20 protein-coding genes and 1 pseudogene are annotated in these 22,683 nt (G+C 70.6%); 14 read left to right on the forward strand and 7 right to left on the reverse strand.

Annotation, left to right across the window (positions count from 1 at the left end):
• Positions 1 to 41 precede the first annotated feature (41 nt).
• Entirely contained in the window at positions 42 to 662 is a 621-nt protein-coding gene (locus tag CHC09_RS13545) for a maleylpyruvate isomerase family mycothiol-dependent enzyme (RefSeq protein ID WP_089293419.1), read from the reverse strand.
• Positions 663 to 879: 217 nt separating this feature from the next.
• Between CHC09_RS13545 and CHC09_RS13550 the strand changes: the two genes are divergently transcribed.
• The 11 genes from CHC09_RS13550 (at position 880) to CHC09_RS13600 (ending at position 10,502) form a co-directional block, all read left to right on the forward strand.
• A complete protein-coding gene (locus tag CHC09_RS13550; protein ID WP_089293420.1) occupies positions 880 to 1,845 on the forward strand; it encodes an RNA polymerase subunit sigma-70 in 966 nt (321 codons plus the stop codon).
• A 181-nt stretch (positions 1,846 to 2,026) separates the two neighbouring features.
• Positions 2,027 to 2,650 (forward strand): cardiolipin synthase ClsA, encoded by a 624-nt coding sequence (gene clsA / locus CHC09_RS13555; protein ID WP_089293421.1) that lies wholly within the window; start codon positions 2,027 to 2,029, stop codon positions 2,648 to 2,650.
• The gene (locus tag CHC09_RS13560; RefSeq protein WP_239138312.1) at positions 2,647 to 3,645 is read left to right on the forward strand and encodes a DUF881 domain-containing protein; all 999 of its coding nucleotides are present in this window, start codon (positions 2,647 to 2,649) and stop codon (positions 3,643 to 3,645) included. Before clsA ends, CHC09_RS13560 begins: the two co-directional genes overlap by 4 nt.
• The gene (locus tag CHC09_RS13565; protein ID WP_089293423.1) at positions 3,642 to 3,974 is read left to right on the forward strand and encodes a small basic family protein; all 333 of its coding nucleotides are present in this window, start codon (positions 3,642 to 3,644) and stop codon (positions 3,972 to 3,974) included. The genes CHC09_RS13560 and CHC09_RS13565 overlap by 4 nt, the downstream gene beginning before the upstream one ends.
• A 44-nt stretch (positions 3,975 to 4,018) precedes the next feature.
• The gene (locus CHC09_RS13570; protein ID WP_239138311.1) at positions 4,019 to 5,143 is read left to right on the forward strand and encodes a DUF881 domain-containing protein; all 1,125 of its coding nucleotides are present in this window, start codon (positions 4,019 to 4,021) and stop codon (positions 5,141 to 5,143) included.
• Positions 5,144 to 5,157: 14 nt separating this feature from the next.
• Positions 5,158 to 5,541, forward strand: coding sequence for a glycine cleavage system protein GcvH (gene gcvH, locus CHC09_RS13575; RefSeq protein WP_089293689.1), 384 nt, complete (start codon positions 5,158 to 5,160; stop codon positions 5,539 to 5,541).
• Between the two features lie 223 nt (positions 5,542 to 5,764).
• Positions 5,765 to 6,217 (forward strand): oxoglutarate dehydrogenase inhibitor Odhl, encoded by a 453-nt coding sequence (gene odhI / locus CHC09_RS13580; protein ID WP_089293424.1) that lies wholly within the window; start codon positions 5,765 to 5,767, stop codon positions 6,215 to 6,217.
• Positions 6,218 to 6,285: 68 nt separating this feature from the next.
• Positions 6,286 to 6,954 (forward strand): transcriptional regulator FtsR, encoded by a 669-nt coding sequence (gene ftsR / locus CHC09_RS13585; protein ID WP_089293690.1) that lies wholly within the window; start codon positions 6,286 to 6,288, stop codon positions 6,952 to 6,954.
• Positions 6,955 to 7,078: 124 nt separating this feature from the next.
• On the forward strand, positions 7,079 to 7,543 hold the full coding sequence (locus CHC09_RS13590) for a bifunctional nuclease family protein (protein ID WP_014692029.1): 465 nt from the start codon (positions 7,079 to 7,081) through the stop codon (positions 7,541 to 7,543).
• A 165-nt stretch (positions 7,544 to 7,708) separates the two neighbouring features.
• Positions 7,709 to 8,257 carry a MerR family transcriptional regulator gene (locus tag CHC09_RS13595; RefSeq protein ID WP_089293425.1) on the forward strand — a complete coding sequence of 183 codons (549 nt, stop codon included), beginning with the start codon at positions 7,709 to 7,711 and terminating at the stop codon, positions 8,255 to 8,257.
• Positions 8,247 to 10,502, forward strand: coding sequence for an ATP-binding cassette domain-containing protein (locus tag CHC09_RS13600; protein WP_239138310.1), 2,256 nt, complete (start codon positions 8,247 to 8,249; stop codon positions 10,500 to 10,502). Before CHC09_RS13595 ends, CHC09_RS13600 begins: the two co-directional genes overlap by 11 nt.
• On the opposite strand, the gene CHC09_RS13605 is transcribed toward CHC09_RS13600, so the two are convergent.
• The 4 genes from CHC09_RS13605 to CHC09_RS46250 form a co-directional block, all read right to left on the reverse strand.
• Positions 10,468 to 11,697 (reverse strand): MFS transporter, encoded by a 1,230-nt coding sequence (locus tag CHC09_RS13605; RefSeq protein WP_089293427.1) that lies wholly within the window; start codon positions 11,695 to 11,697, stop codon positions 10,468 to 10,470. The genes CHC09_RS13600 and CHC09_RS13605 overlap by 35 nt on opposite strands.
• The gene (locus CHC09_RS13610; protein ID WP_179277076.1) at positions 11,694 to 12,287 is read right to left on the reverse strand and encodes an ArsR/SmtB family transcription factor; all 594 of its coding nucleotides are present in this window, start codon (positions 12,285 to 12,287) and stop codon (positions 11,694 to 11,696) included. The genes CHC09_RS13605 and CHC09_RS13610 overlap by 4 nt, the downstream gene beginning before the upstream one ends.
• Positions 12,288 to 12,375: 88 nt before the next feature.
• Positions 12,376 to 14,277, reverse strand: a complete 1,902-nt coding sequence (gene asnB / locus CHC09_RS13615; RefSeq protein ID WP_089293429.1) for an asparagine synthase (glutamine-hydrolyzing) — start codon at positions 14,275 to 14,277, stop codon at positions 12,376 to 12,378.
• A gap of 156 nt (positions 14,278 to 14,433) precedes the next feature.
• Positions 14,434 to 14,589 carry a hypothetical protein gene (locus CHC09_RS46250; RefSeq protein ID WP_179277077.1) on the reverse strand — a complete coding sequence of 52 codons (156 nt, stop codon included), beginning with the start codon at positions 14,587 to 14,589 and terminating at the stop codon, positions 14,434 to 14,436.
• A 476-nt stretch (positions 14,590 to 15,065) separates the two neighbouring features.
• Between CHC09_RS46250 and CHC09_RS13620 the strand changes: the two genes are divergently transcribed.
• Both CHC09_RS13620 and CHC09_RS47100 read left to right on the forward strand, forming a co-directional pair.
• A complete protein-coding gene (locus tag CHC09_RS13620; RefSeq protein ID WP_143232310.1) occupies positions 15,066 to 16,253 on the forward strand; it encodes a magnesium transporter MgtE N-terminal domain-containing protein in 1,188 nt (395 codons plus the stop codon).
• Between the two features lie 187 nt (positions 16,254 to 16,440).
• Positions 16,441 to 17,166 (forward strand): annotated as a pseudogene (locus CHC09_RS47100) (glycosyltransferase family A protein); the annotation flags it as partial.
• 46 nt (positions 17,167 to 17,212) lie between these two features.
• Here CHC09_RS47100 and CHC09_RS13630 read toward each other — a convergent pair.
• The gene (locus CHC09_RS13630; RefSeq protein WP_089293432.1) at positions 17,213 to 17,632 is read right to left on the reverse strand and encodes an SHOCT domain-containing protein; all 420 of its coding nucleotides are present in this window, start codon (positions 17,630 to 17,632) and stop codon (positions 17,213 to 17,215) included.
• A gap of 179 nt (positions 17,633 to 17,811) precedes the next feature.
• On the opposite strand from CHC09_RS13630, the gene CHC09_RS13635 reads away from it, so the two are divergent.
• The gene (locus tag CHC09_RS13635) at positions 17,812 to 19,575 is read left to right on the forward strand and encodes a cellulase family glycosylhydrolase (protein ID WP_089293433.1); all 1,764 of its coding nucleotides are present in this window, start codon (positions 17,812 to 17,814) and stop codon (positions 19,573 to 19,575) included.
• Positions 19,576 to 19,593: 18 nt separating this feature from the next.
• Here the strand turns inward: CHC09_RS13635 and CHC09_RS13640 are convergent, their stop codons facing one another.
• Positions 19,594 to 22,431 (reverse strand): tetratricopeptide repeat protein, encoded by a 2,838-nt coding sequence (locus tag CHC09_RS13640; RefSeq protein WP_143232311.1) that lies wholly within the window; start codon positions 22,429 to 22,431, stop codon positions 19,594 to 19,596.
• Positions 22,432 to 22,683: the final 252 nt, after the last annotated feature.

Genomic DNA, 22,683 nt, shown 5'->3' on the forward strand with positions numbered 1-22,683 from the left:
GTTCGGGCGGTTTGCCCTCGGTCGATCGGTGAAACGCTCGGTCAAGCGGTGAAACGCCCGGCCGGGGCGCCGGTCAGCAGACCGGGCGGCAGCCGGCGTCCGCAGATCACCATCAGCAGGTCCTGGGCGCGCCCGTGCAGGGACTCGCCGTCACCGAAGGTCCAGTCGAGGTCGGTGGCGACCAGCCGGACGCCGGACAGGTCCGTGCCGAAATATCCGATGGATCTCGGGCTCAGGCCGCTGAGCACCACCGACATCCGGCCGGCGGGGACGGTCAGCTCCGGGAGGAGCGCGAGGGTGACGTCCAGGCCGTGGATCACGTCGTGGGAGAGCGCCCCGACCGGTCCGCCGCCCGGCGGCGACCACGGATGGTCCACGTTGTCGCGGACGGCGTCGAGCAGTCGCGCGGAGCTCAGCGCGGCGGCGTCGCGGCGGGCGACCCGGTCCGCCATCCGGTCGAAGCTACCGCCGGCCCGCGCGAAGTCGGCCAGGAACCTCGGCAGCGACGTGCGGAACGGCTGCGTGATGTGCGCGACGACCTCCCGGACCCGCCAGCCGGCACAGAGCGTGGGCGCGTCCCACTGCTCCGGTGTCAGCCCGGCGAGCAGCCCGGCCAGCTCGGTCCGCTGCGCGGCGATCTCGGTGCGTACCTCGGTCTGCATCTTCTCTCCCTCCGGGGGGCGCCTGCGGCGCGCTTCCCGGAAGGAGATACGGCTGCGGGTCCGCGGATTAATCGGTCCGATTTTCCGCGGTACGACCTACGCGCCCCGCCGAGGGCCTCGGCCACGCCCCGAGCCGGACGGCGATCCGCCCGGCTCTCCGGTCGCCAAAGAGCCTCTGTCGCGGCGACCGGGCCCAGCCGCTGTCTAAGGTCGGGGTGTGGAAGAGGTGCTCGCGGGGCTGCGGACCGAGCTGACCGGGTACTGCTACCGGATGCTCGGCTCCGGTCACGAGGCCGAGGACGCGGTGCAGGAGACCTTCGAGCGGGTCCTGAAGGCCGCCGACCGCTACGACGCCGCGCGCGCCTCGCTCCGGACCTGGGTCTACCGGATCGCCACCAACGTCTGCCTCGACCTGCTGCGCGGGGCCTCCCGGCGGGCGCTGCCCCTCGACCTGAGCACCGCCGGGCGGGCGGGGGAGCCGTTCGGCCGGCTGCTGCCCGCCGGGGCCGAGGTGCGCCCGGTCCCGGATCGGCTCGTGCTCGACCTCGCGCAGGACCCGGCGACGCTGGTCGTGCGGCGGGAGAGCGTGCGGCTGGCGTTCGTGGCGGCGCTGCAGCACCTGCCGGCCCGCCAGCGCTCCGTACTGATCCTGCGGGACGTGCTCTGCTGGTCGGCGGCGGACGTCGCGCAGTTGCTGGAGACGACGCCGGCGTCGGTGACGAGCGCGCTGCAGCGGGCGCGGGCGACGCTGCGCTCGGTGCGACCGCGCCCGGGTGACGTGCTGGATCCGGCGGATCCGGCGCAGCGGGAGCTGCTGACGCGGTACTGCGCGGCGTTCGAGAGCCATGACGTGGCCGGACTGGTGGCGCTGCTGCACGAGGACGCGACGACGTCGATGCCGCCGTTCGCGTGGGGCCTGCGCGGCCGGGACCAGATCGGCCTGGCGATGGCGGCTCCGGAGGCGGCGTGCGTCGGGCACCGGCTCGTTCCGGTCGCGGCCTCCGGCCAGCCCGCGTTCTGGCAGCTACGGCCGGACGGCGCGGGTCACGCCCCGTTCGCGCTGGTGATCCTCGACATCGACGGCGGCAGGGTGATCAACACCACGACCTGGCTGGAGACCACCGGCTGGGGCCTGCCCGCGCCGGTCCAGCCCTCGCTCTGGAGCCTCTTCGACCTCTCCTGACCCCCGGCCGGGCACCGCGTCCGCTGTCGAAGGTGAGATACCTAGCCTCCTAGGACGACTTACCGGGTGTGGCGAGTGTGACTGCGCGACGGCGGGCGGTAGACAGGTGGTTATAGTGCTCGGCGAGCGACCCGGGCATCAGCGCCCGAGGAATCGGACAACAGGAGAGGAAGTCGTGGCGATGTCGCAGCAGCCTGCGCCGTCCATCGAGACCTCCAACCGGATCTTCACGATTCCGAACGTGATCAGCTTCATCCGGCTGCTCGGGGTCCCGCTCTTCCTCTACCTGCTGCTCGTGCGGGAGCAGGACATCGCCGCGGTGATCGTCCTGGCGATCGGCGGCACCACCGACTGGGTGGACGGCTACGTCGCCCGCCGGATGAACTCGGTGTCCCGCCTCGGCGAGCTGCTCGACCCGTTCGCGGACCGGCTCTACATCCTCGCCACCCTGATCGGCTTCACCATCCGCGACGTGGTGCCCTGGTGGCTGACCGGCGCGCTGCTGCTGCGGGAAGCGGTGATGGGCGTGGCGCTGCTGGTCCTGCGCCGCCGCGGCTACGGCCCGCCGCCGGTCCACTACGTCGGCAAGACCGGCACGTTCGTGCTGCTCGCGGCGTTCCCGGTGATCCTGCTGGCGAAGGCGGTGCCGTCGATCGACGGTTGGGCCGCGCCGGTGGGCTGGGGCCTGGCCTGGTGGGCCCTCGGGCTGTACTGGGCGGCCGCCGCGCTCTACCTGACGCAGATCGCGCGGCTGCTGCGCGCCGACCGGGACGAGCCGGGGGCGCCGCGGACGGTCACGCCGTGACCACGCCGCAGTCTCCCGGGCAGCACGCCGGGAGGGCGGTGGGCGGCGAGGCCGCGACCCCGGATCCGGACGGCACCGCGGCCGGGCGCCGGACGTACGGGCCGGATTTCCTCACCGCGTTGTTCCAGAACCCCCTCGACCCGGGCTACGCCGACGCGGCCGCGCGCCGTGCCGCCGGCCACGGGCGCACCGGCGTCCGCAAGCGGCTCACCGGTGGGTTCGCGGCGCTGACCCTTGGCGCGATCGGGTTCCTGCTGGTGATCGGCTACCAGACGACGGTGGCGGACGAGCCGGGCCGGACGCAGGCCCGGGACGCGCTGATCAAGCAGGTGGAGAGCCGGCGCGCGCAGACCGAGGACCTGCAGGCCCGGGCGGACCTGCTCGCCGACCAGGTCGCCGACCTGCGGGAGCGGCAGCTGGGTGGCGCGGCGGTGGCCGGGATCGACAACCTGGAGGCGGCGACCGGGCAGGCCCCGGTGCGCGGTTCGGGGGCGCGGATCGCGCTGGCGGACGGGCCGACGTCGGTGGACGCGGTGACCGGCGAGCGCAGCACGGTGGCCCAGGTCAAGGACACCGATCTGCAGCTGGCGGCGAACGCGTTGTGGGCGGCCGGGGCCGAGGCGATCGCGATCAACGGGCAGCGGCTGACCGCGACGTCGACGATCCGGCAGGCGGGTGAGGCGATCCTGGTCGACACCCGGCCGGTGGGCATGCCGTACGAGGTGGTCGCGCTGGGCCCGCCGAAGCTCGCCGACGACTTCCGGAACGGGTATGCCGGGAAGTTCTTCCAGACGCTGGCGCAGCAGTACGGCATGACGTTCGAGGCGACCAAGATCCGTAACGTGACCCTGGACGCGGCGCCGGAGCTGAAGTTGCGGTCCGCGTCGCAGAGCACCCCTTCGCCCGCTCCGCCGGGTGTCCCGTTCGTGGCCGGTTCCGGTGCGCCCTCGGGCTCGCCGTCGCCGGCCGGCTCACCGTCGGAAGGCGGCCGATGATCGCCGTACTAGCCCTGCTCGTCGGTGTCCTGCTGGGCATCGTGTTCCACCCCTCGGTGCCGGCGGAGCTGGTGCCGTACCTGCCGATCGCGGTGGTGGCGGCGCTGGACGCGGTGTTCGGTGGGGTGCGTGCCAAGCTGGACGGCATCTTCGACGACAAGCAGTTCGTCGTCTCGTTCATCTCGAACGTGCTGGTGTCCGGCCTGATCGTGTACGTGGGCGACCAACTCGGGGTGGGTACGCAGCTCTCCACCGGTGTCGTGGTGGTGCTCGGCGTGCGGATCTTCGGTAACGTCGCGGCGATCCGCCGGCACCTCTTCCGGGCGTAGGCGCACGGTTCGGCGTAGGCCGGGTGAGACAACGTGGGGAATCGATGACCGACCGCGAGGACAACGGCCGCGAGCAGGCGCCGGCGGGCTTCGGCCTGCCCACGGCGGGGCGTAAGCCGCCCGCTGCCGACGTACCGCGATCGGAGCGGGATGAGCCGGCGGCGGACCGCCCGCGTCTGGATTCGCCGGTCTCCTCCGACGAGACCGGGCCCTCGGTCTCTTCCGGCGCGAGCGAGCCGGCGGTGCCGGAGCTGGCGGTGCCGGAGTCGGCGGTGCCGGAGCTGGCGGTGCCGGAGTCGGCGGTGCCGGAGCTGGCGGTGCCGGAGCTGGCGGTGCCGGAGCCGGAGGACACCCGGGAGGGTGAGTCGGTTCCGGAGGAGATATCGGCCACGTCACCCGTTCCGTCGATGTCCGACACGCCCGAGACCGCCGCCGCGGAAAGTGATCTTGAACGCAGCGCGACGAAGGAGAAGAGTTCCGGCCTGAAGCGGCCGTCGCCGGCCGGGACGCTGATCTGGGTGCTCCTCGCGCTGCTCGGCTTCACCCTGGTGGTGCAGTTGCGCAGCAACGACGCCGACAGCGGTCTGGCCACCGTCCGTCAGGAGGATCTGGTGCAGATCCTGAGCGACCTGGAGGCCCGCGACAGTCGGCTGAACACCGACATCGCGGCGCTGGAGCAGAGCAAGCAGCAGCTCACCTCGGGTGTCGCCGGTCGTGAGGCGGCGCTGGAGGAGGCGAGCAAGCGCACCGTCGAGCTGGGCCTGCTGGCCGGTACGGTCGCAGGTCAGGGCCCGGGCCTGGAGATCGTGCTCGATGGTGTGAAGTCGTCCGACGTGCTGAACACGGTGCAGGAGCTGCGCGGTTCGGGCGGCGAGGTGATGCAGATCAGCGGGGCGAACGGGACGTCCGTGCGGATCGTCGCGTCCACGTACTTCGTCGATGCGTCCGGTGGTGGCATCATCGCGGACGGTGAGCAGCTGGCCGGCCCGTTCCGGCTCCTGGTGATCGGTTCTCCGGAGACCATGAGAACGGCGCTGCAGATCCCGGGCGGGGTGGTGGCGTCGGTGAAGAGTGACGGCGGTAGCGTGACCATGGACTCGCGCGCCATGGTCGAGGTGACCGCGGTGCGTAAGGCGACTGCCCTACAGTACGCACGTCCGGTTTCGTGACTACGGAGGAAGTGTTGATTCCTGAGGATCTGCGGTACACCGCGGAGCACGAATGGATCGCCGGTGACGGCAGTGGCCCCGTGCGGGTGGGGATCACCCACTTCGCGCAGGACGCGCTCGGCGACATCGTCTTCGTGCAGCTGCCCGACGAGGGCACGGTCGTGCAGGCCGGCGACTCGCTCGGCGAGGTGGAGTCGACCAAGAGCGTCTCGGAGATCTACGCGCCGATCTCCGGCACCGTGGTGGCCCGTAACGACACGCTGGGTGACGAGCCGGAGCTGATCAACGCTGAGCCGTACGCGGCCGGCTGGCTGGTCGAGATCACCCCGGCCGACCCCACGGCGCTCGACGAGCTTCTGGACGCCGCGGCGTACCAGGCGTTGACCGAGGGCCACTGAGCATTCGGGCATCGACCCGGATCTCGAGCTCGCCCGCGCGTCCGGTTGCTCTGCGATATTGGCGCTGACTAGGCTCGCGGGACGCAAGCAGAACTGTTATGTCTTTGAAACTGTCCTACCCAAACCCGATAGTCGTGCGTCGGGCCTTGATGGCCTCGGCGAGGTCGCAACATCATGACCTTGCCGGTCGAGGCGACGACCAACTGATCCGTGAGGTGGTCCGATGACGCGCCCAGACGACGAGTTTCCCCCACTCGACGTCACGTCCACGCTGAACCTTGGCGCCCTCGACGAGGTGCTCGAAGGTCCCGACACTGACGTGGTGCCCAGTCGCATGTCCGGCTCACTGCCGCCCGGGATGGCGCTGCTGGTGGTTCGGCGTGGGCCGAACGCCGGTGCCCGCTTCCTGCTGGACCACGATGTGACGACCAGTGGGCGGCACCCGGACAGTGACATCTTCCTGGACGACGTGACGGTTTCCCGCCGCCACGCCGAGTTCCACCGTGACGGGGGCGTGTTCACCGTCCGCGACGTCGGCTCGCTCAACGGGACGTATGTGAACCGTGAGCGGGTCGAGGCGGCGACGCTGAGCAACGGCGACGAGGTCCAGGTCGGCAAGTTCCGTCTGGTGTTCATCGCCGGCCCGCGGCCGGAGGGCGAGGGCGGCCGGGCGTGAACCCGTCGGGGGCCGCCGCACGCGACCCGGGGGCCTCGCGCTCCCAGGGCGAGCGCGAGGGTGCGTTGATGAGCATCGGGGAGGTGCTGGCTCACCTGCGCACGGAGTTCCCCGACACCACGATCTCGAAGTTGCGGTTCCTGGAGGCGGAGGGTCTGGTCGACCCGCAACGTACCGCCTCCGGGTACCGCAAGTACTCCTGGAACGACGTGGCCCGGCTGCGTTTCGTACTGACCGCCCAGCGGGACCAGTACCTGCCGCTGCGGGTGATCCGGGAGCAGTTGGACCGGATGGAGCAGGAACCGGTGGTTCCGCAGCGCCCGACGCTGGTGGCGGTCGGCGCGCAGCGGGCCACCGATCCGGCGGATTCCCGGATCCCGAAGGACGACCTGGTCGAACGGACCGGGATCGACGAGGCGCTGCTGGCCGAGCTGGAGCAGATCGGTCTGGTCGTGGCGCGCCCGCCGGGCTGGTACGACGCCGACGCGGTGATCATCGTGGAGGCCGTGGCCGGGTTGACCCGGTTCGGTCTGGAGGTGCGTCACCTGCGTGCCTTCAAGAACTCGGCGGACCGGGAGGTCGGCCTGTTCACGCAGTTGCTGGCGCCGCTGGCCCGTCAGCAGGACCCCGCGGCCCGCGCCCGGGCCAGTGACACCGCCCGTGAGCTGCAGGCCCTGTCGCAGCGGCTGCACGCGGCGCTGGTTCGCACCGGCCTGCGCGGCGAACTGGGGCGCTGACCCGGTTCGGCCTACCCTGTGCGGGGTATCCCGCGCGGGGCAGATCGGCTCGGCGTGCGTGTACCGTGCAGGGTAAGGGGCGGGCCGTCTGGGGGCGGCGACAACAACGAACACGGAGGCGGCGGTGCGCGAGCTGAGCGTGGTCGGGGTTCGGGTGGAGCTGCCCAGCAACCAGCCGATCGTGTTGCTGCGAGAGGTCGATGGTGACCGGTACCTGCCGATCTGGATCGGCGCGGTGGAGGCGACCGCGATCGCGTACGAGCAGCAGGGTGTGAAACCGGCCCGGCCGCTCACCCACGATCTGCTGCGGGACATCCTGGCGGCGTTGCAGCAGCCGCTGAAGGCTGTCGAGATCACCGAGCTGAAGGACAACGTCTTCTACGCCGACCTGCTGATCGGGGAGAACCTGCGGGTCTCCGCGCGGCCGAGTGACTCGATCGCGCTGGCGTTGCGGGTGGGTGCGCCGATCCGCTGTGCCGACCAGGTGCTGACCGAGGCCGGCATCGTCATACCGGACGAGCAGGAGGACGAGGTCGAGAAGTTCCGCGAGTTCCTCGACCAGGTGCGGCCGGAGGACTTCGCCGGCTAGCGGCGGTGCTGAGAGTTACGGCGTGTCGGCGTGTCGCTCGTCCGAACGCGGCGTGTCGTGCCGTTACCTCCATGTTTCGCCAGCGAGTGAGATATACGCTCGTGAAGTCCAGGTGAACCGGCACCGCCCAGATTGTTTGATCATGGGCAGCGGGGAGGTAGTCGCGTGCACGAGCAGCCTCTTGAGGGCCCACTCGTCGGCGAGGACGGCTCGGTCGGCTATCGCGGGGTGACGGCCTGCCAGGCGGTGGGTATCAGCTACCGGCAACTCGACTACTGGGCGCGCACCACCCTGGTGGTGCCGAGCGTGCGGGACGCCTCCGGCTCCGGCACGTCGCGCCTCTACTCGTTCCGTGACCTGGTCGTTCTGAAGGTCGTCAAGCGCCTGCTGGACGCCGGGGTCTCGCTGCAGAACATCCGCCGGGCGATCGACACGCTCCGTTCACACGGGGTCGAGGATCTGGCCGGGATCACGCTGATCTCGGACGGCACCACGGTCTACGAGTGCCGCTCCCCGGAGGAGGTCGTCGACCTGCTGCAGGGTGGCCAGGGCGTGTTCGGCATCGCGATCGGCGGTGCGTTCAAGGAGATCCAGGGTTCGCTGTCGCATCTGCCCGCCGAGCCGGCCGCGCCGCAGCCGGTGGGTCAACTGCCCGAGGAACCCGCCGCGGGTGACGAACTCGCGGCCAGGAGGGCTCGCCGGCGTGCTGGCTGATCCTGACCAACACGAGTTGATCCAGGTCCGGGGCGCGCGGGAGAACAACCTTCGCGACATCTCGCTGGACATCCCGAAACACCAGCTCACCGTCTTCACCGGCGTCTCCGGCTCGGGCAAGTCCTCGCTGGTCTTCGGCACCATCGCGGCCGAGTCGCAGCGGCTGATCAACGAGACGTACTCCGCCTTCCTGCAGTCGTTCATGGGCAGTCCGGCCCGGCCGGACGTGGACGCGCTGCACAACCTCAGCGCCGCGATCGTGGTGGACCAGGAGCGGATGGGCGCCAACGCCCGCTCCACGCTCGGCACCGTCACCGACGCGTACACGATGCTGCGGATCCTCTTCTCCCGGCTGGGCGAGCCGAGCGCCGGCAGCGCCCTGGCGTACTCGTTCAACGCCGAGGGCATGTGCCCGGCCTGCGAGGGGCTGGGCCGGGTGTCCAGCATCGACGTCGACGGGCTGGTCGACCGCGACAAATCGATCAACCAGGGCGCGATCACCGTGCCGAACTTCAGCCCCGGCGGCTGGTACGTGCGGGGTTTCGCCGAGTCCGGACTGTTCGATCCGGACAAGCCGCTGCGTGACTTCACCGAGCAGGAGTGGGCGGACTTCCTCCACAAGCCGGCGGTCAAGCTGCGGATCGCCGGGGTGAACACGACGTACGAGGGGCTGGTCCTCAAGGTCCAGCGGATGTACCTGTCGAAGGAGCGGGAGTCGGCGCAGCCGCACATCCGGGCCTTCATCGACCGGATCGCCACGTTCACCACCTGCCCGGACTGCGCCGGCGCGCGCCTCAAACCGGCCGTCCTGGAGTCCCGGATCGCCGGCAGGAACATCGCCGAGTGCTCGGCGATGCAGGTCAGCGACCTGGCCGAACTTCTCGCCGAGATCACCCAGCCGTCGGTGGCGCCGGTGGTGCGCAACCTGCGGCACACCCTGGAGTCGCTGGTCGAGATCGGACTCGGCTACCTGTCGCTGGACCGGGAGTCGGCGACGCTGTCGGGCGGGGAGGCGCAGCGGGTCAAGATGGTCCGGCACCTCGGGTCGTCGTTGACGGATATCACGTACGTCTTCGACGAGCCGACGGTCGGGCTGCACCCGCACGACATCCAGCGGATGAACGGGTTGCTGGCGCGGCTGCGGGACAAGGGCAACACGGTCCTGGTCGTGGAGCACAAGCCGGAGACGATCGCGATCGCCGACCATGTGATCGATCTCGGACCCGGTGCGGGCCCGGACGGCGGCCGGATCCAGTACGAGGGTTCCGTCGAGGGTCTGCGGTCCTCCAGCTCCCTGACCGGCCGCTACCTCGGGCACAAGGTCGGGCTCAAGGAGCTCTGCCGCGAGCGGTCGACCAGCATCCCGATCCGCGGAGCGAGCGCCAACAACCTGCGCGACGTCGATGTGGACATCCCGCTGGGCGTCCTGACCGTGGTGACCGGCGTGGCCGGCTCGGGCAAGAGCTCGCTGCTCTACGGGTCGCTGCCCAGGCGTGACGGGGTGATCGTCGTCGACCAGTCGGCGATCCGTGGCTCCCGGCGCAGCAATCCCGCTACGTACACCGGCCTGCTCGACGCCGTCCGCACCGCCTTCGCCAAGGCCAACAAGGTCAAGGCCGCCCTGTTCAGCGCGAACTCCGAGGGTGCCTGCCCGAACTGCAAGGGCATCGGCCTGGTCTATCAGGACCTGGCGATGATGGCCGGGGTCGCCGGCGTCTGCGAGGAGTGCGAGGGCCGCCGCTTCACCGCGCGTGTGCTGGAGTACAAGCTGCGCGGCCGGGACATCAGCGAGGTCCTGGCCATGCCGGTCAGCGAGGCCCTCGAGTTCTTCACCGAGAAGGCCGCGCGGGCCGTCCTCGAGCGACTGTCCGCGGTCGGCCTCGGCTACGTCACGCTCGGCCAGCCGCTCAACACGCTCTCCGGCGGTGAGCGGCAGCGGCTCAAGCTGGCCGTGCACATGGGCGGGTCGCCGGCGACGTACCTGCTGGACGAGCCGACCAGCGGCCTGCACCTGGCCGATGTCGATCAGTTGCTGTCCCTGCTGGACCGGCTGGTCGACACCGGCAACACGGTGGTGGTCATCGAGCATCACCTGGCGGTGATGGCCCACGCCGACTGGATCATCGATCTCGGGCCGGGCGCCGGGCAGGACGGTGGCCAGGTCGTCTTCACCGGTACGCCGCACGAGTTGGTCGCCAAGTCGGAGACTCTCACCGCTCAGCACCTTCGGGAGTATGTGAGCTGACCAGCGGCGGCGCCTTCCGTACGGCCCGGCTGACCGTACCCGCCACCGCGGTGAGCAGCATGAACGCCGACAGCGTCCAGATCGCCCCGGTCGGGCCGACCCCGTCGAGCAGGTAGCCGGCGGCGAGCGAACCGATCGGCATCACACCCCAGGTCAGCGCCATGCCCGCGCTGTTGACCCGGCCGAGCAGCTCGTTGGGGACCAGGGTGACCGCGTAGGCGCCGATCACCACGTTCCACAGCGGGCCGACGAACGCCGTGACGGCGCCGATCAGGCCCAGCTGCCAGGGCACGACGGCGAACGCGAACAGTGGCAGCAACGCCGCCCACACCCAGTTCACCCCGATGATCACGGTGCGGGGCTGGAAATGCTTGTGCAGGCGTCCGGCGGCGATCGCGCCGAGCAGCCCGCCGGTGCTGTAGATCCCGAGCATCACCCCGATCGTGGCCGGGCTCGCGCCCTGCTTGCCGGCGAGCACCACCAGGACCAGGACCAGCGCCCGGAAGGTCAGGTTGCTGGCGGCGACGAGCAGGATCCCGGTGCGGATCAGCGGATGGCGCCAGACCCAGCGCAGGCCCTCCATCGCCGATCGCAACACCGGCTCCCGGGGCGGGTTCTCGCTGTTGAGATCCCGGCGCACCCAGAGCAGGGCGATGGCCGCGAGCAGATAGGTGACGGCGTCCACCAGGAACGGCCACGCGCGCCCGGCGGCGAACAGCGCTCCGCCGATCGGCGGCCCGGCCAGGGTCGCGCCCCGGCTGCGGGCCTCGTTGTTCGCTATCGCGGTGGCCAGCTGCTCGGGCTCGACGACCCGCGGGAGGGCGGCACGCTCGGCGAGATCGAAGAACGCGAAGCACATTCCCTGTACGAACGCGACCACGCACAGCTGGGCGACGGTCAACCGGCCGGACCAGATCGCGAGCGGCACCGTGATGATCGACAGCGCCGCCAGCAGCTCGCTGACGAGCAGGATGCGATGCCGGTTCCAGCGGTCGACGAGGGCTCCGGCGGGCAGGTTGCCGATCAGGAACGGCAGGGTGCCGGCCGCGCCGACCAGGCCGGCGTCCTTCGCGGAGCCGGTGGTCGCCAGGACCAGCAGGGGAGTGGCCGTGCTGGTGATCGAGGCGCCGAGGGCGGAGACCATCTGGCCGGCCCAGAGGGCGGTGAAGTCCCGGTTGCGCCAGAGAGCGGTCATGACGGGCTCCCGGCCGGCTTCTCCTCGGGCGTCTCCACCGTGGAGGGGAACGCGTTGAAGAGGACGGTGATGTGCCGGGCGCCGGGTGTGTCCTCGCCGGGCCCTCGATGCCAGCGTTTGAGGAAGGCGATGTACTCCTCGCCGAACTGTTTGAGCTCCTCCGGGGTGAGCCGGGTGCCGCCGTAGGAGTGCATGACGGCCTCGGCCCATTCGCTGTAGGTCTCCCGGTCGCGCAGGTAGTCCTCGAGTTCCTGCTTGCCGCGGTCGAACCACTGCCGGCTGACCTCCTCGGCGGCCGCGGCCACCTCGGGGTCGTCGGAGCGGCGGGGCAGCCGCAGGTCCTGAGGGACGGCACGCCAGTACCTGCGGCGCCCCGCCGACCGTCCCGCGTCCTCCTCGATGAACCCGAACCGGGCGAGTTGGCGCAGGTGGTAGCTGGTCGCGCCGCGATCGGTGCGGAACTCGGCGGCCAGCTCGGCCGAGGTCGCGGGGCCCTCCCGCTGCAGCCTGGTCAGCATCCGCTGGCGCAGCGAGTGGGCGAGGGCCTTGAGCGCGTCCACATCGAGGACGCGCGGCTCATTCCGGGTCATGTATGAGAAGATATCTATGCAAAGAATTCTTCGCAATAGATGCGGCGCCGCCCGGGGAGAGGGTGGGCGGCGCCGCGGTACGGGAGGCTCAATGAGCCGTGAGGTGCTGCTCCGGCCGGGCAACCGTGATGCTGCGCTCCACATTGATCGCGTGCCACAGACAGAACATCGCGACCGTCCACACCTTGCGCGACCGGTCCGCCGTCCCGGCCCGGTGCTCGGCGAGCAGACCGCGGGCATAGTCGAGGTCGAGCAGGTGACCGGTCTGCGAGGTGGCCAGCAGGTGATCCACCCAGTCGCCGATCACCCCGCGCAGCCACAACCGGGTCGGCGTGGGGAAGCCCAGCTTGGCGCGGTCGCGCACGGACTCCGGTACGACGCCGCGCATCGCCTCACGCAGCGCGGCCTTGGTGGTGCGGGACCCGGCCGGCAGCTTCAGCTCGGTCGACAGGCCCGCCGCGGCGGCGTAGACCTGCTGATCCAGGAACGGCACGCGCAGCTCCAGGCTGTGCGCCATCGACATCCGGTCCGCCTTGACCAGGATGTCGCCGGGCAGCCAGGTGTGCAGGTCCACGTACTGCATGGACGCGACCTCGTCCACGTCGGCGGTCTCGGCGTACAACCGGGAGGTGATCGCCGTGTGCGGCTCGGCGGTGAACCGCATGATCCGCGCCTTCTCCGCCGGATCGAAGATCCGGGCGTTGCCGTAGTAGCGCTGCTCGATCGGGGTGGTCCCGCGCTCCAGGAACGAGCGGCCCTTCACCCCCTCGGGCAGTACGTGCGCGAGCTGCTTCAGCCCCCGTTTGACACCCTGCGGCAGCCGGTCCACCCCGGCCAGCGACAGCGGCTCGCGGTAGATCGTGTACCCGCCGAACAGCTCGTCCGAGCCCTCGCCGGACAGGACCACGGTGACGTACCGGGACGCGGTGCGGGCCAGGAAGTAGAGCGGGATCAGCGACGGGTCGGCCACCGGATCGTCCAGCAGTTCGACGATCCGTGGCAGCTCGGCGAGAACCTGCTCGTCGGTGACGACCGTCGGGGTCAGCGGAACCCCCAGCTGCCGGGCGGTGTCCTCGGCGATCTCGATCTCCGAGTACCCGTCGGCCGCGAACCCGGCCGTGAACGCGTGGATCCCCGGCCGCGCCTCGGCCGCGAGCGCGGTGATCGCGGACGAGTCGACCCCGCTGGACAGGAACGTACCGACCGGGACCTCGGCGTGCAGGTGCTTGCGGACACTCGCCCGCAGCGCGTCCTGGATCGCCTGGTGGGCGACCTCCGGCTGCAGCCGCAGCGGCCGCAGCGACGGCCGGAACCAGCGGTGCTCGCGGACCCCGCCACCGGGCGTCCAGACCAGACGGTGCCCCGGCGGCAGGCGGCGGATGTGCCGGTGCAGGGTCCGCGGATCCGGAACATACTGGTACGTCAGATAGTGGCTGACCGAGTCGAGATCGAGCGCCCCGCCGGCCGGCGCGGCGAACCGGTCCAGCGCCTTGCGCTCGCTCGCCAGCCACAGCCCGTCCGCGGTCTCGAGCAGATAGAGCGGCTTGATCCCGAACGCGTCCCGGGCGGCGTGCACGGTGCCGGTCCGGTGGTCGTAGGCGACGAACGCGAACATGCCGCGCAGCCGGGGCAGCGCCGCCTCACCCCAGTAGTGGAACGCGGCCGCCAGGACCTCGGTGTCCCCCTCGGTGGCGAAGGTCGCGTTGTGCTCGCGGATCAGGTCGGCCCGCAACTCCCGGTAGTTGTAGATCTCGCCGTTGAAGACGACCGACCACCGATCGGCGTAGCGCAGCGGCTGCACCGAGTGCTCCCGATCGATGATCGCGAGCCGGTTGAAGCCCAGCGCGTACCCGTCCCCGTACTCGAGTTGCGTGTCGTCCGGACCCCGGTGCCGCATGCTCTGTAACGCGGCCGCGAACGCCGCGGTCGTCGCCTCGTCGACCGGCCCAGCGTCGGACCGGCTGCTGAAGTACGCACTCAGACCACACATGACGGCCCCCTCGTTTTCCGTTCGAGGGGGCGACCGTAGGTTCACTCTGTGAAGAACCTGTGCGGTTCCTGCACGCTTCTTCCCTCCCACCGTTTCACCCAGAACTTCTTCACCGGATCCTCACAATCCCTCGGCCGCGGGCCGGCCGGACGCACATCACGAGATCCAGCTCTTGACGAGCGTGATCACCGCAACCACCACTCCGGCGGCCTCGACGACCAACAGGACGGTGCCCCGGCTCGGCCTTCGCCATCGACGCTTGCGGCCGACTACGGAATCACTGTCGACACTGTCGTCATCGGGTTGTGGCACGGTCATCGTCCTTCTCACCCTGAGGGGGCGACAACGGTGCCACGGAGCCGCAGTAACGGCTAAAGTCCATGACAACTCCTAACTCGCAGCACGGGTACGGGAGTCCGGGTGGCGGCCGTTCCAGCGGCTGCCACCCTTCTTGCGCACGTCTGTAGTCACGAGACGAGCTTTTCGCCAATGTAGACGTGACGCTCACCCTGGAATAGCCGCCTTCAGCTGCGACGTACCTGCTGTCCGATCCGGTGAGCGACGTCGAAACCGCCGTCCAGGTGCACGTGGCGGCCGGGGGAGACGGCCGGAGCGGCACCCCGAACAGGCTTCTGTTCGACGAAACACCGTCCTATCGGGATTCACCTATTCGGGCTACAGATGGGACAGGGCCGGCCTCCCGTGGCCATCATGGGACGGTGTTGACCGCAGAGACGACAGGACCGCCTGACCCTGCATCAGCAGCCGAGGAACCGGACCCCGCGTCGGTGAGGACGATCGCCGATCTAGGGCGGCAACTGGCACTGCTTCGGCTGACGGCACCCCGCCCGACTCCCGCGCACGAGCCGCTCACCTTGCGGGAGCTGGCACAGAGCACAGGTATCCCACGCAGCACCCTTGGTAACGCCGAGTCGGGGCGGGTGCTGCCTCGCGCCAGCGTCGTCTACCGGTTCGCCGAAGGATGCGGCATCCCACCGGATCAGATTCCACTATGGACTCAGGCGAGAAACCGGATCGCCCACGCCGCCCGATATCGGCGTCGCGAAAATCAATTCAAAGCCGCACAGATTGTCGTCGAGCGCCTCGCCCATCACTCCGAGCGAGCTTCGCTGCAGGCGGTCTTCGATTTCCTCAGCGCCGAATCACTCGACGTCACCGGAGGCAACCTCGGCAAGGTCCTGGACGCACTCCCATCCGACCGATGCACCCGATACCTCGCCGACATGCCGACCGAAGCGGCCGTCGAATGCTTGCATGCCATGTCCCCGCAACCGGCCGCCGGGTGTATCGAACAACTGGATACGACCGTGGCCGCCACGCTGCTGCAGGCCGAGGACCCTTCCATGGCGGCCGAGCACCTCCAGTTGCTCGGCACCTACACCGTTCGGCAACTGCTTCCCCGCATGCCGGTGCCCGTCCTGTCGCAGCGGCTCGTGCTGATGCCACGCCACGAAGCGGAAATCCTGGTGGCGAAGATGCCCGCGGACTGGACCGGCTCGCTGATCGCCGATGCCGCCGTACCGGTCGCGCTGGCCGCCGATCTACTGTTCACGCTCGACCACAGCGCCAGTCTGCGACTCATCGACTCACTGCCGATCTCCCGCAGGGCGAACCTGATGGCGTTCATGAACGCCGACCCGGCCGCCGGGCTGCTCGGCAGTCTCTCGGACTCCCAGCTGAGAGAAACCATGGCAGCGATCCCCGATGCCAGGGCATCGCAGATAATCAGGAGCCTTCCGCACGCGAAAGCGGTGACCCTGCTGTCAGCCATCTCCGCCACCGACGGCGCGGCGTTGCTGGCCGAACTACCGCCTGCCGCGGCGGCCGACATCCTGATCGGGCTGGGTCCCGGCCCCCGCACCGCGCTCCTGGGTGCCATGACGGAACCACAGCGTACGGAGGCGGCGATCGCGCTCGTGCCGGCCTCGATCAGGCAAGGACCACCCAGCGGGTGACCCTCGCTCGAAGACCGGGCCGAACCGAGGATGCGATCACGCCGAATGAGTGGGATCGGCCGCGACCGCGGCTGCGGTACCGTCGTCCGCGCCGCACCGGCCGACCGAGGCTTCCGTGCCCTCCGGTGAACCACCCAGGAAAGGTGCCCCATGCCGTTGATCTCCGTCCTCACCCCCCGTTCATGCGGAACGGGCGGAGTTCCTCGCCGAGGCGGGCGAGAGCCTCGCCGCGCAGGACCTGCCGGCCGGCTGGGAGCTGGAGTGGCTCATCCAGGAGGACGGTTCGGCCTCGACGCCGGCCGTCGTGGCGCAGCGCTTCCCGTTCTCCCGCTACCAGGCCAACGGTGAGTCCCTGGGCGTCAACATCGCACGGAATGTCGCCCTCGCCCGCGCGAGTGGCTCGCTGGTGCACGTGCTCGACTCCGATGACCTGCTGCTCCCGAACGCGCTGCGAACGGCGATCGAAGCGTTCGACGCTCACCCGCGCATCCACTGGGTCACCGGACAGGCTCACGACCTGCTGCCTGACTCCTCCCGCCTGTCGTTCCCCGCACCGCTGGAACCCGGACTGATCGAGCAGGGCGTGCTGACCCAGCTGATCCTCGACAGCGGCAGGCCCGCGGCGCCGTGCGCCGGGCTCACCGCGCGCACCGGGACCGTTCGCGCGTTCGGCGGCTGGGTGGCCACGCCGCGCGGCGGGGATCTGGCGTTGCTGGTGGCGCTGGCCGAGACGACTCCGGGCTTCCTGCCGCCGGACGTCACCTGGCTGTACCGGCGGCACTCCGGCCAGATCACCGGCCAGGCCGGCTGGTCCCGGCTGCAGGACGAGTCGATGGCGGTGATTCACCAGCGCATCGCGGCACTGCGCGGACTCGGCGTACGCGTCCTGAGCGAACCGGCGCCCTGCATCTGACCTGAGGCGGCACCCGGGTGCGACCGGGTGCCGCCTCATGGACCGCCTAGGCGACCGGGGTTGTGGTGTTCTTGGCCTTGGTCAGGGCGCTCGCCTTCAGCGACTCGAACTCGGTCGCGCTGATGGCGCCGGAGTCGAGAAGCTCTTTGGCGGACGCGATCTCATCGGTGACGCTGCCGCCGCCCGGCGCCGCGACCGACCTGATGTAGGCGTCCTGCCGGCGCACCGCTTCCGCCTGGGCGGCGAGTGCGCGCTCGGTCATGCCGCCGCCGCGGGCGATGAGGTAGACCAGCATGCCGAGGATCGGCAGGAAGATCAGGAACAGGGTCCAGAACGTCTTGGCCACGCCGCCGAGGTCCTTGCTGCGGAACAGGTCGCCGAAGACCCAGAACAGGCACATGAACCAGGCGAAGAAGATGAAGAACTCGAACATCGCCAGCAGGAACGAGCCGTTGTCGTCGAACACGACGGTTTCCCTTCCGAGGTGGGCGCCGACCTCGTCGGCGTCAGGATCGACTTCTCGTTCGTCCAGTGGAGCGCCTGCCGGGCCGCCTGCCCTCATCCCGTACGGAGGACTTCGGGTCGCGCCAGGTGATGCGTATTCGGGTCCTTTGCGGAACATTGAAAAGTTATTAACTTCGATACATGGTGCGAGCGCGATTGTTACTTGTGCTGCTGCTCCTGGGGTTCGCGGTCGCCGTGCCGCAGCCCGCGTTCGCCGCCGCCAGCGGGTTCACCGACCCGTACGGCCGCGAACTCACCTTCCGTGGTTTCAACGTCTCCGGCAGCGCCAAGCTCCACGAGACCGGACTGCTGCCGTTCCGCAGCACCGCCGACGCGGCCGCCTCGGCCGCGGTGATGCGCGAGCAGACCGGCGCCAACGCGATCCGCTTCCTGATCAGCTGGGAGGGCGTCCAGCCGGCCCCGAACACGATCGACACGGCCTATCTCGACCGGGCGGCCGCTCAGATCAAACAGTTCACCGACCGTGGCATCCACGTGCTGCTCGACTACCACCAGGATCTCTACTCGTCGTACCTCTTCAACACCGGCAGTTGGTACACCGGCGACGGCGCGCCGAAGTGGGTGATCGACAAAGGGGCCTACCCGACCGAGTCGTGCGGGATCTGCGTGCTCTGGGGTCAGAACATGCTGACCAGCAACGCCGTCCGGAAGGCCGCGTACGACTTCTGGCACAACAACTACGGCGTACAGGACGCGTACCTCACCCAGGCGGCCGCCGCGCTGACCCACCTCGGCAACACGCTGCCCAAGGACCTGATGCTCGGCGTCGACCCGTTCAACGAACCGTTCGACGGCGGCCTCGACGGCGCGTCCGGCACCACCTGGGAGCAGAACTACCTACTGCCCTTCTACCAGCGGTTCCGCGCCGTGATGGACAGCGCGGGCTGGTCCGCCCTCCCGCTCTACGCCGAGCCGCTGGTCTTCTGGAACACCACGTTCAGCGAGGCCGGCGGTCTCAGCACGATCCCCGCGCTGGGTGGTCGCTACGTCTTCAACAGCCACTACTACGACGGCGCCCGCATCACCATCGACCCGACCGCCGCCGGTGACGGCACCTACTCCGCGGCCATGAACCGCATCCGTGACCGCGCCGCCGGCCTCGGCACCACGGGCTTCGTCTCCGAATTCGGAAACGCCATGAGCAACTCCCGCACCCCGTGGATGGTCCGCGCCATGTACCAGGGCCTGGACTCCCGCCTGTCCGGCGCGAGCTTCTGGAACAGCGCGGCGACCTCCGGCACGGTCCTCTCCGCCACCCAGTGGCACTGGGACGTCTACAGCGGCCGCCACTCCGAGCTGATGAACGGCAATCCCAACAAGGTGCAGACCAGCGGGGACGCCTGGAACGGCGAGGACCACTCGGTGATCGCCAACGGCGCCCTGCGCCTCGACCGCCGCGTCCTCGACCGCCTCTACCCGTCCGCGGTGGCCGGCCACACCCTGGCCTTCGCCTACGAGGATCTGGCCCGCGACGGCTTCGCCGGCTCCGGCACCCAGAAGGCCTGGCTGACCGTTCCCTCCCGGTTCGGAACCATCGCCTCGCTGGTCGCCTCCCGCCAGTACGGCGTCCTGGTCTGGCGCGACACCGCCGTCGCCGCCCCGACCGAACTGCACCTCCCCGGTTCCTTCGTCCCGGCCCGCACCACCGTGGTCAGCGATCTCGGAGCCGTCTCCGGCATCCCCTCCGCCGGTGCCATCGCCGCCACGACCGAGACGGGGGCCTCGACCGCCCAGCGCCTCCTGCTGACCGCTTCGGGCTCCGCGTCCGGCACCGTGCACGTCGCCCTGATCGTCAACACCTCCGATGCGGCCGGCATCCCGGCCGCGACGCTCACGACCGCCCGCACCGAACTGTCGAGCTGGGCCTCCAGCATCTCCTGGTAGGCGGACTGGTAGGCGACCTCAGGCTTCCAGGATCACCTTCTGTACGTGAAGTGACCACTCCAGGTCTTCACCGAACGTCTCCGGCCACTTCTCCACGAGCCGGTGCCGGATGGCGAGCGCCTCCTCGACGGCGGCGAGCGCCTCCGGCCGCTGGTTGAGCACCACGTGCCGGACGGCCAGGTCGGTCAGCGCGGTGGCCAGGCCGGGCAGCGACGCGTCGGGTCGCCGCGCGGTGAGCCGCCGGCGGATCAGCACGGCCTGCTCGGCCACGTGCAGGCTCTCCTCGTCCCGGTCGAGGCTGCCCAGGTTGATGCCGAGGATGCTCAGCGACACGGCCAGATCGGGCAGGAACTCGTCCGGTCGTTCTTCCGCGAGCCGCTGGTAGAGCAGGACGGACTCCTCGATCGCGGCCAGCGCCTGCGGGAACCGTTCGAGCGCACCGAGGCAGAGTGCGAGGTTCCGCAGTGCCATGGCCAGATCGGGCAGGAACGTGCCGGGTTCCCGGTCGTCGAGCCGCCGGTAGAGCTCGGTGGCCTCCTCGCCGGCGGTCAGGCCCGGTTCGAGCTGACCCAGCTCGCCGAGCCGGACGCAGAGATTGCTCAGCGACCTGGCGAGATCAGCCTCGAACGTCTCCGGCTGCTGTCCGGCGAGCCGGCGGTGGATCAGGACGGCTTCCTCGATCGCCGCGAGCGCCGGCCCGTTGCTGCCGAGGTCGCCGAGGCGCACCGAGAGGTTGTTCAGGGCGGTGGCCAGCTCCGCCTCCCGGCCCGCGCGCCGGTGCAGCTCGGCGATGCGCTGAGTGATCTCGACCGCCCACACGGTGTGGTCGTGACCGTGGCGGGGGAGCCATTCGCCGATCGGGGCCAGCCGTTCGACCTCGGCGCCCGGGTCGGCGCTGATCCGCCGCAGGGCGGCGACCAGCGGCTGCGGCGTCTCCACCAGGCCGGCCGCGTCGATCGTGGCCTGGGTGAGCCGATCGGCGTGCCGGACACAGAGGTCGGTCAGCTGGTCGGCGAGGCCCGGCTGCCGCGCGGCGCGTGCGTAGACCGTCAGCATGCGTCGACGCTGGCCCTCGGTGACGACCGGGATGAGCGGCTCGGGCAGCTCGGGCGATTCGGTCAGGCGCAGGCCGACGAAGCGTTCGGCGAGCCGGTCCGGCTGCAGGCTGCCCCACGGTTCGCCGTCCGTGCCCGGATAGAGGTCGGCCAGCCAGCCCCGGACCGCGTCCCGGCACTCCCGCGGCTGCCCGTCCAGCGCGGCGATCCCGCTCAGCAACCGGTCGGCCTGGTCGTCGTCGGCGGGGCTGAACAGCATCGCGACGGCCAGCAGATCCTGCAACACCGCCTCGTCGAAGGGCAGGCCGTGCCAGGCCGCCGTGAACGCCCAGTAGCGCCGCTCGTGGGCCAGCACCCGGTCCTCGGCGCTCTGCCGCGCGCTCGCCGCCGAGCCGGGCCAGACCGCGTCGAGCAGATCCGCGAGAGCCTCGATCTGCACCGCCAGGACCGGGCCGCCGGGCTCGTGGGACACGGCGATCAGCCGGGCCGCGATGGCCGGCCAGTCATGTCCGGCGTATCCGGGCACCCGCGGGAGCGCGGCGGCCAGCTCGTGGACCGCCTGCTGATAGGCGTCGAGCTGGCCGGACGCGTCGTCGTCCAGGAGCGGCAGCGCCACCACGGAGGCGTGGGCGAGCAGCTGCTCGGCGACCCGGTCGGTCCGCAGCAGCCGCCACCAGTCGCCGGCCGTCCGGGCGATCAGCAGCACCCGCAGCGGCTGTGCGCCGTCGTGCCGGGCGCACGCCCGCAGCAATGTCCTGACCTGCTCGGGGCGGCTGTCCGCACGGTCCACCACGATCAGCAGCGGCACCACGACGCCGCTGACCGCGGCGATCGCCTCGTCGGAGGTGCCCGCGTCGAGCCACAGGGTCGCCCAGCCGTCGGCGGTCCGCTCGGCGGTCAGCTCGTAGCCGACCCGGGACTTGCCCTGGCCCCCCGGCCCGTGCAGCAGCAGCGCCGCGAAGCCGTTCCCGGCGCACCAGTCGTCCATGTCGTCCATCAGCCGATGCCGGCCGCGGAAACCGACGATCTCGGCGCCGGCCCGCAGCAGCGCCGCGGGCGAAAGCAGCTGATCCGATTCGGTCAGCTGGGCCTCGGTCAGCTCGACCGGCGACAGCCTCGGCACCGCCCGCCCGGCCGCGTCGGCGAAGCCCGGCTCCCGGCACAGGGTGCTGACCGGCACAACCTCGAGCCGCCCGGGACCGACGTCGAGGTCACCGGCGACGACGCCGATCAGCAGGCCGCCGCAGAACACGGCGCCGCCCGGCAGCCCGGCCCACGGTGCCTCCCCGGCCGGCGGCTGATGGGTGAGGTCGAGCACGAACCGGTCACCCTCGAAGCGACTGCCCGGACTCACCGAACCGGTCACCCGCCAGGTGTCGGTGGGCCACTCCGGCCGCTCGGTCCAGCGCGGAAACCCCCACGCCTCGGCCGGCAGGTGCGGTCGTCCCGTCGCCAGCCGTCCGAATGCCGGATCCCGGCCGTCCGGCTCGATCCAGGCCGGATCATCCACCTGGACCAGCGCGGCGTCCTGCCGTCCACCCGGCGTCCCACGCCAGGTCACCACCCCGGCGAAGCTCCGGCCGGAGGCGATCGGATGGATCCGCACCGCCGCCCCGACCTCCGGGGTCGTGTGGGCCGAGGTCAGCACCAGCCGCCCGGCGATCAGATATCCGGACCCGCGCCGCCCCGGCGCTTCCACGCCGACCACACGGCCGACCTGCACGGCGTCGGCGTACCCGGCGCCCCGCGGCGCCGCGACCGGCTCGTGACCTGCGACGTCATCAGCCAACTCGATCTCCACCCGCACACCTTGCCATGCCCGTCCCCGACGACGAACCCCCGGTTCGCTTCCGGTCCGCCGTGGTCCTCGGCAGAGCCTTTCGCGGTACGAACATGGAGCCCCGTGACCGGGCCTTTCGGGCCGAGCCTAGTGACAATCCCGCGCGACGTCCGCGCGCCCCCGGCCCGGCCGCGCCCCCGGTTCCCCAGCTGGGCCCGATGTCCGTATCCCAGGCGTTGATGGCACCGCCCGGACGAGCCGCGGAGCCGACGG

Origin of the sequence: Actinoplanes regularis, from assembly GCF_900188005.1 — a bacterium.
GTDB lineage: Bacteria > Actinomycetota > Actinomycetes > Mycobacteriales > Micromonosporaceae > Actinoplanes > Actinoplanes regularis.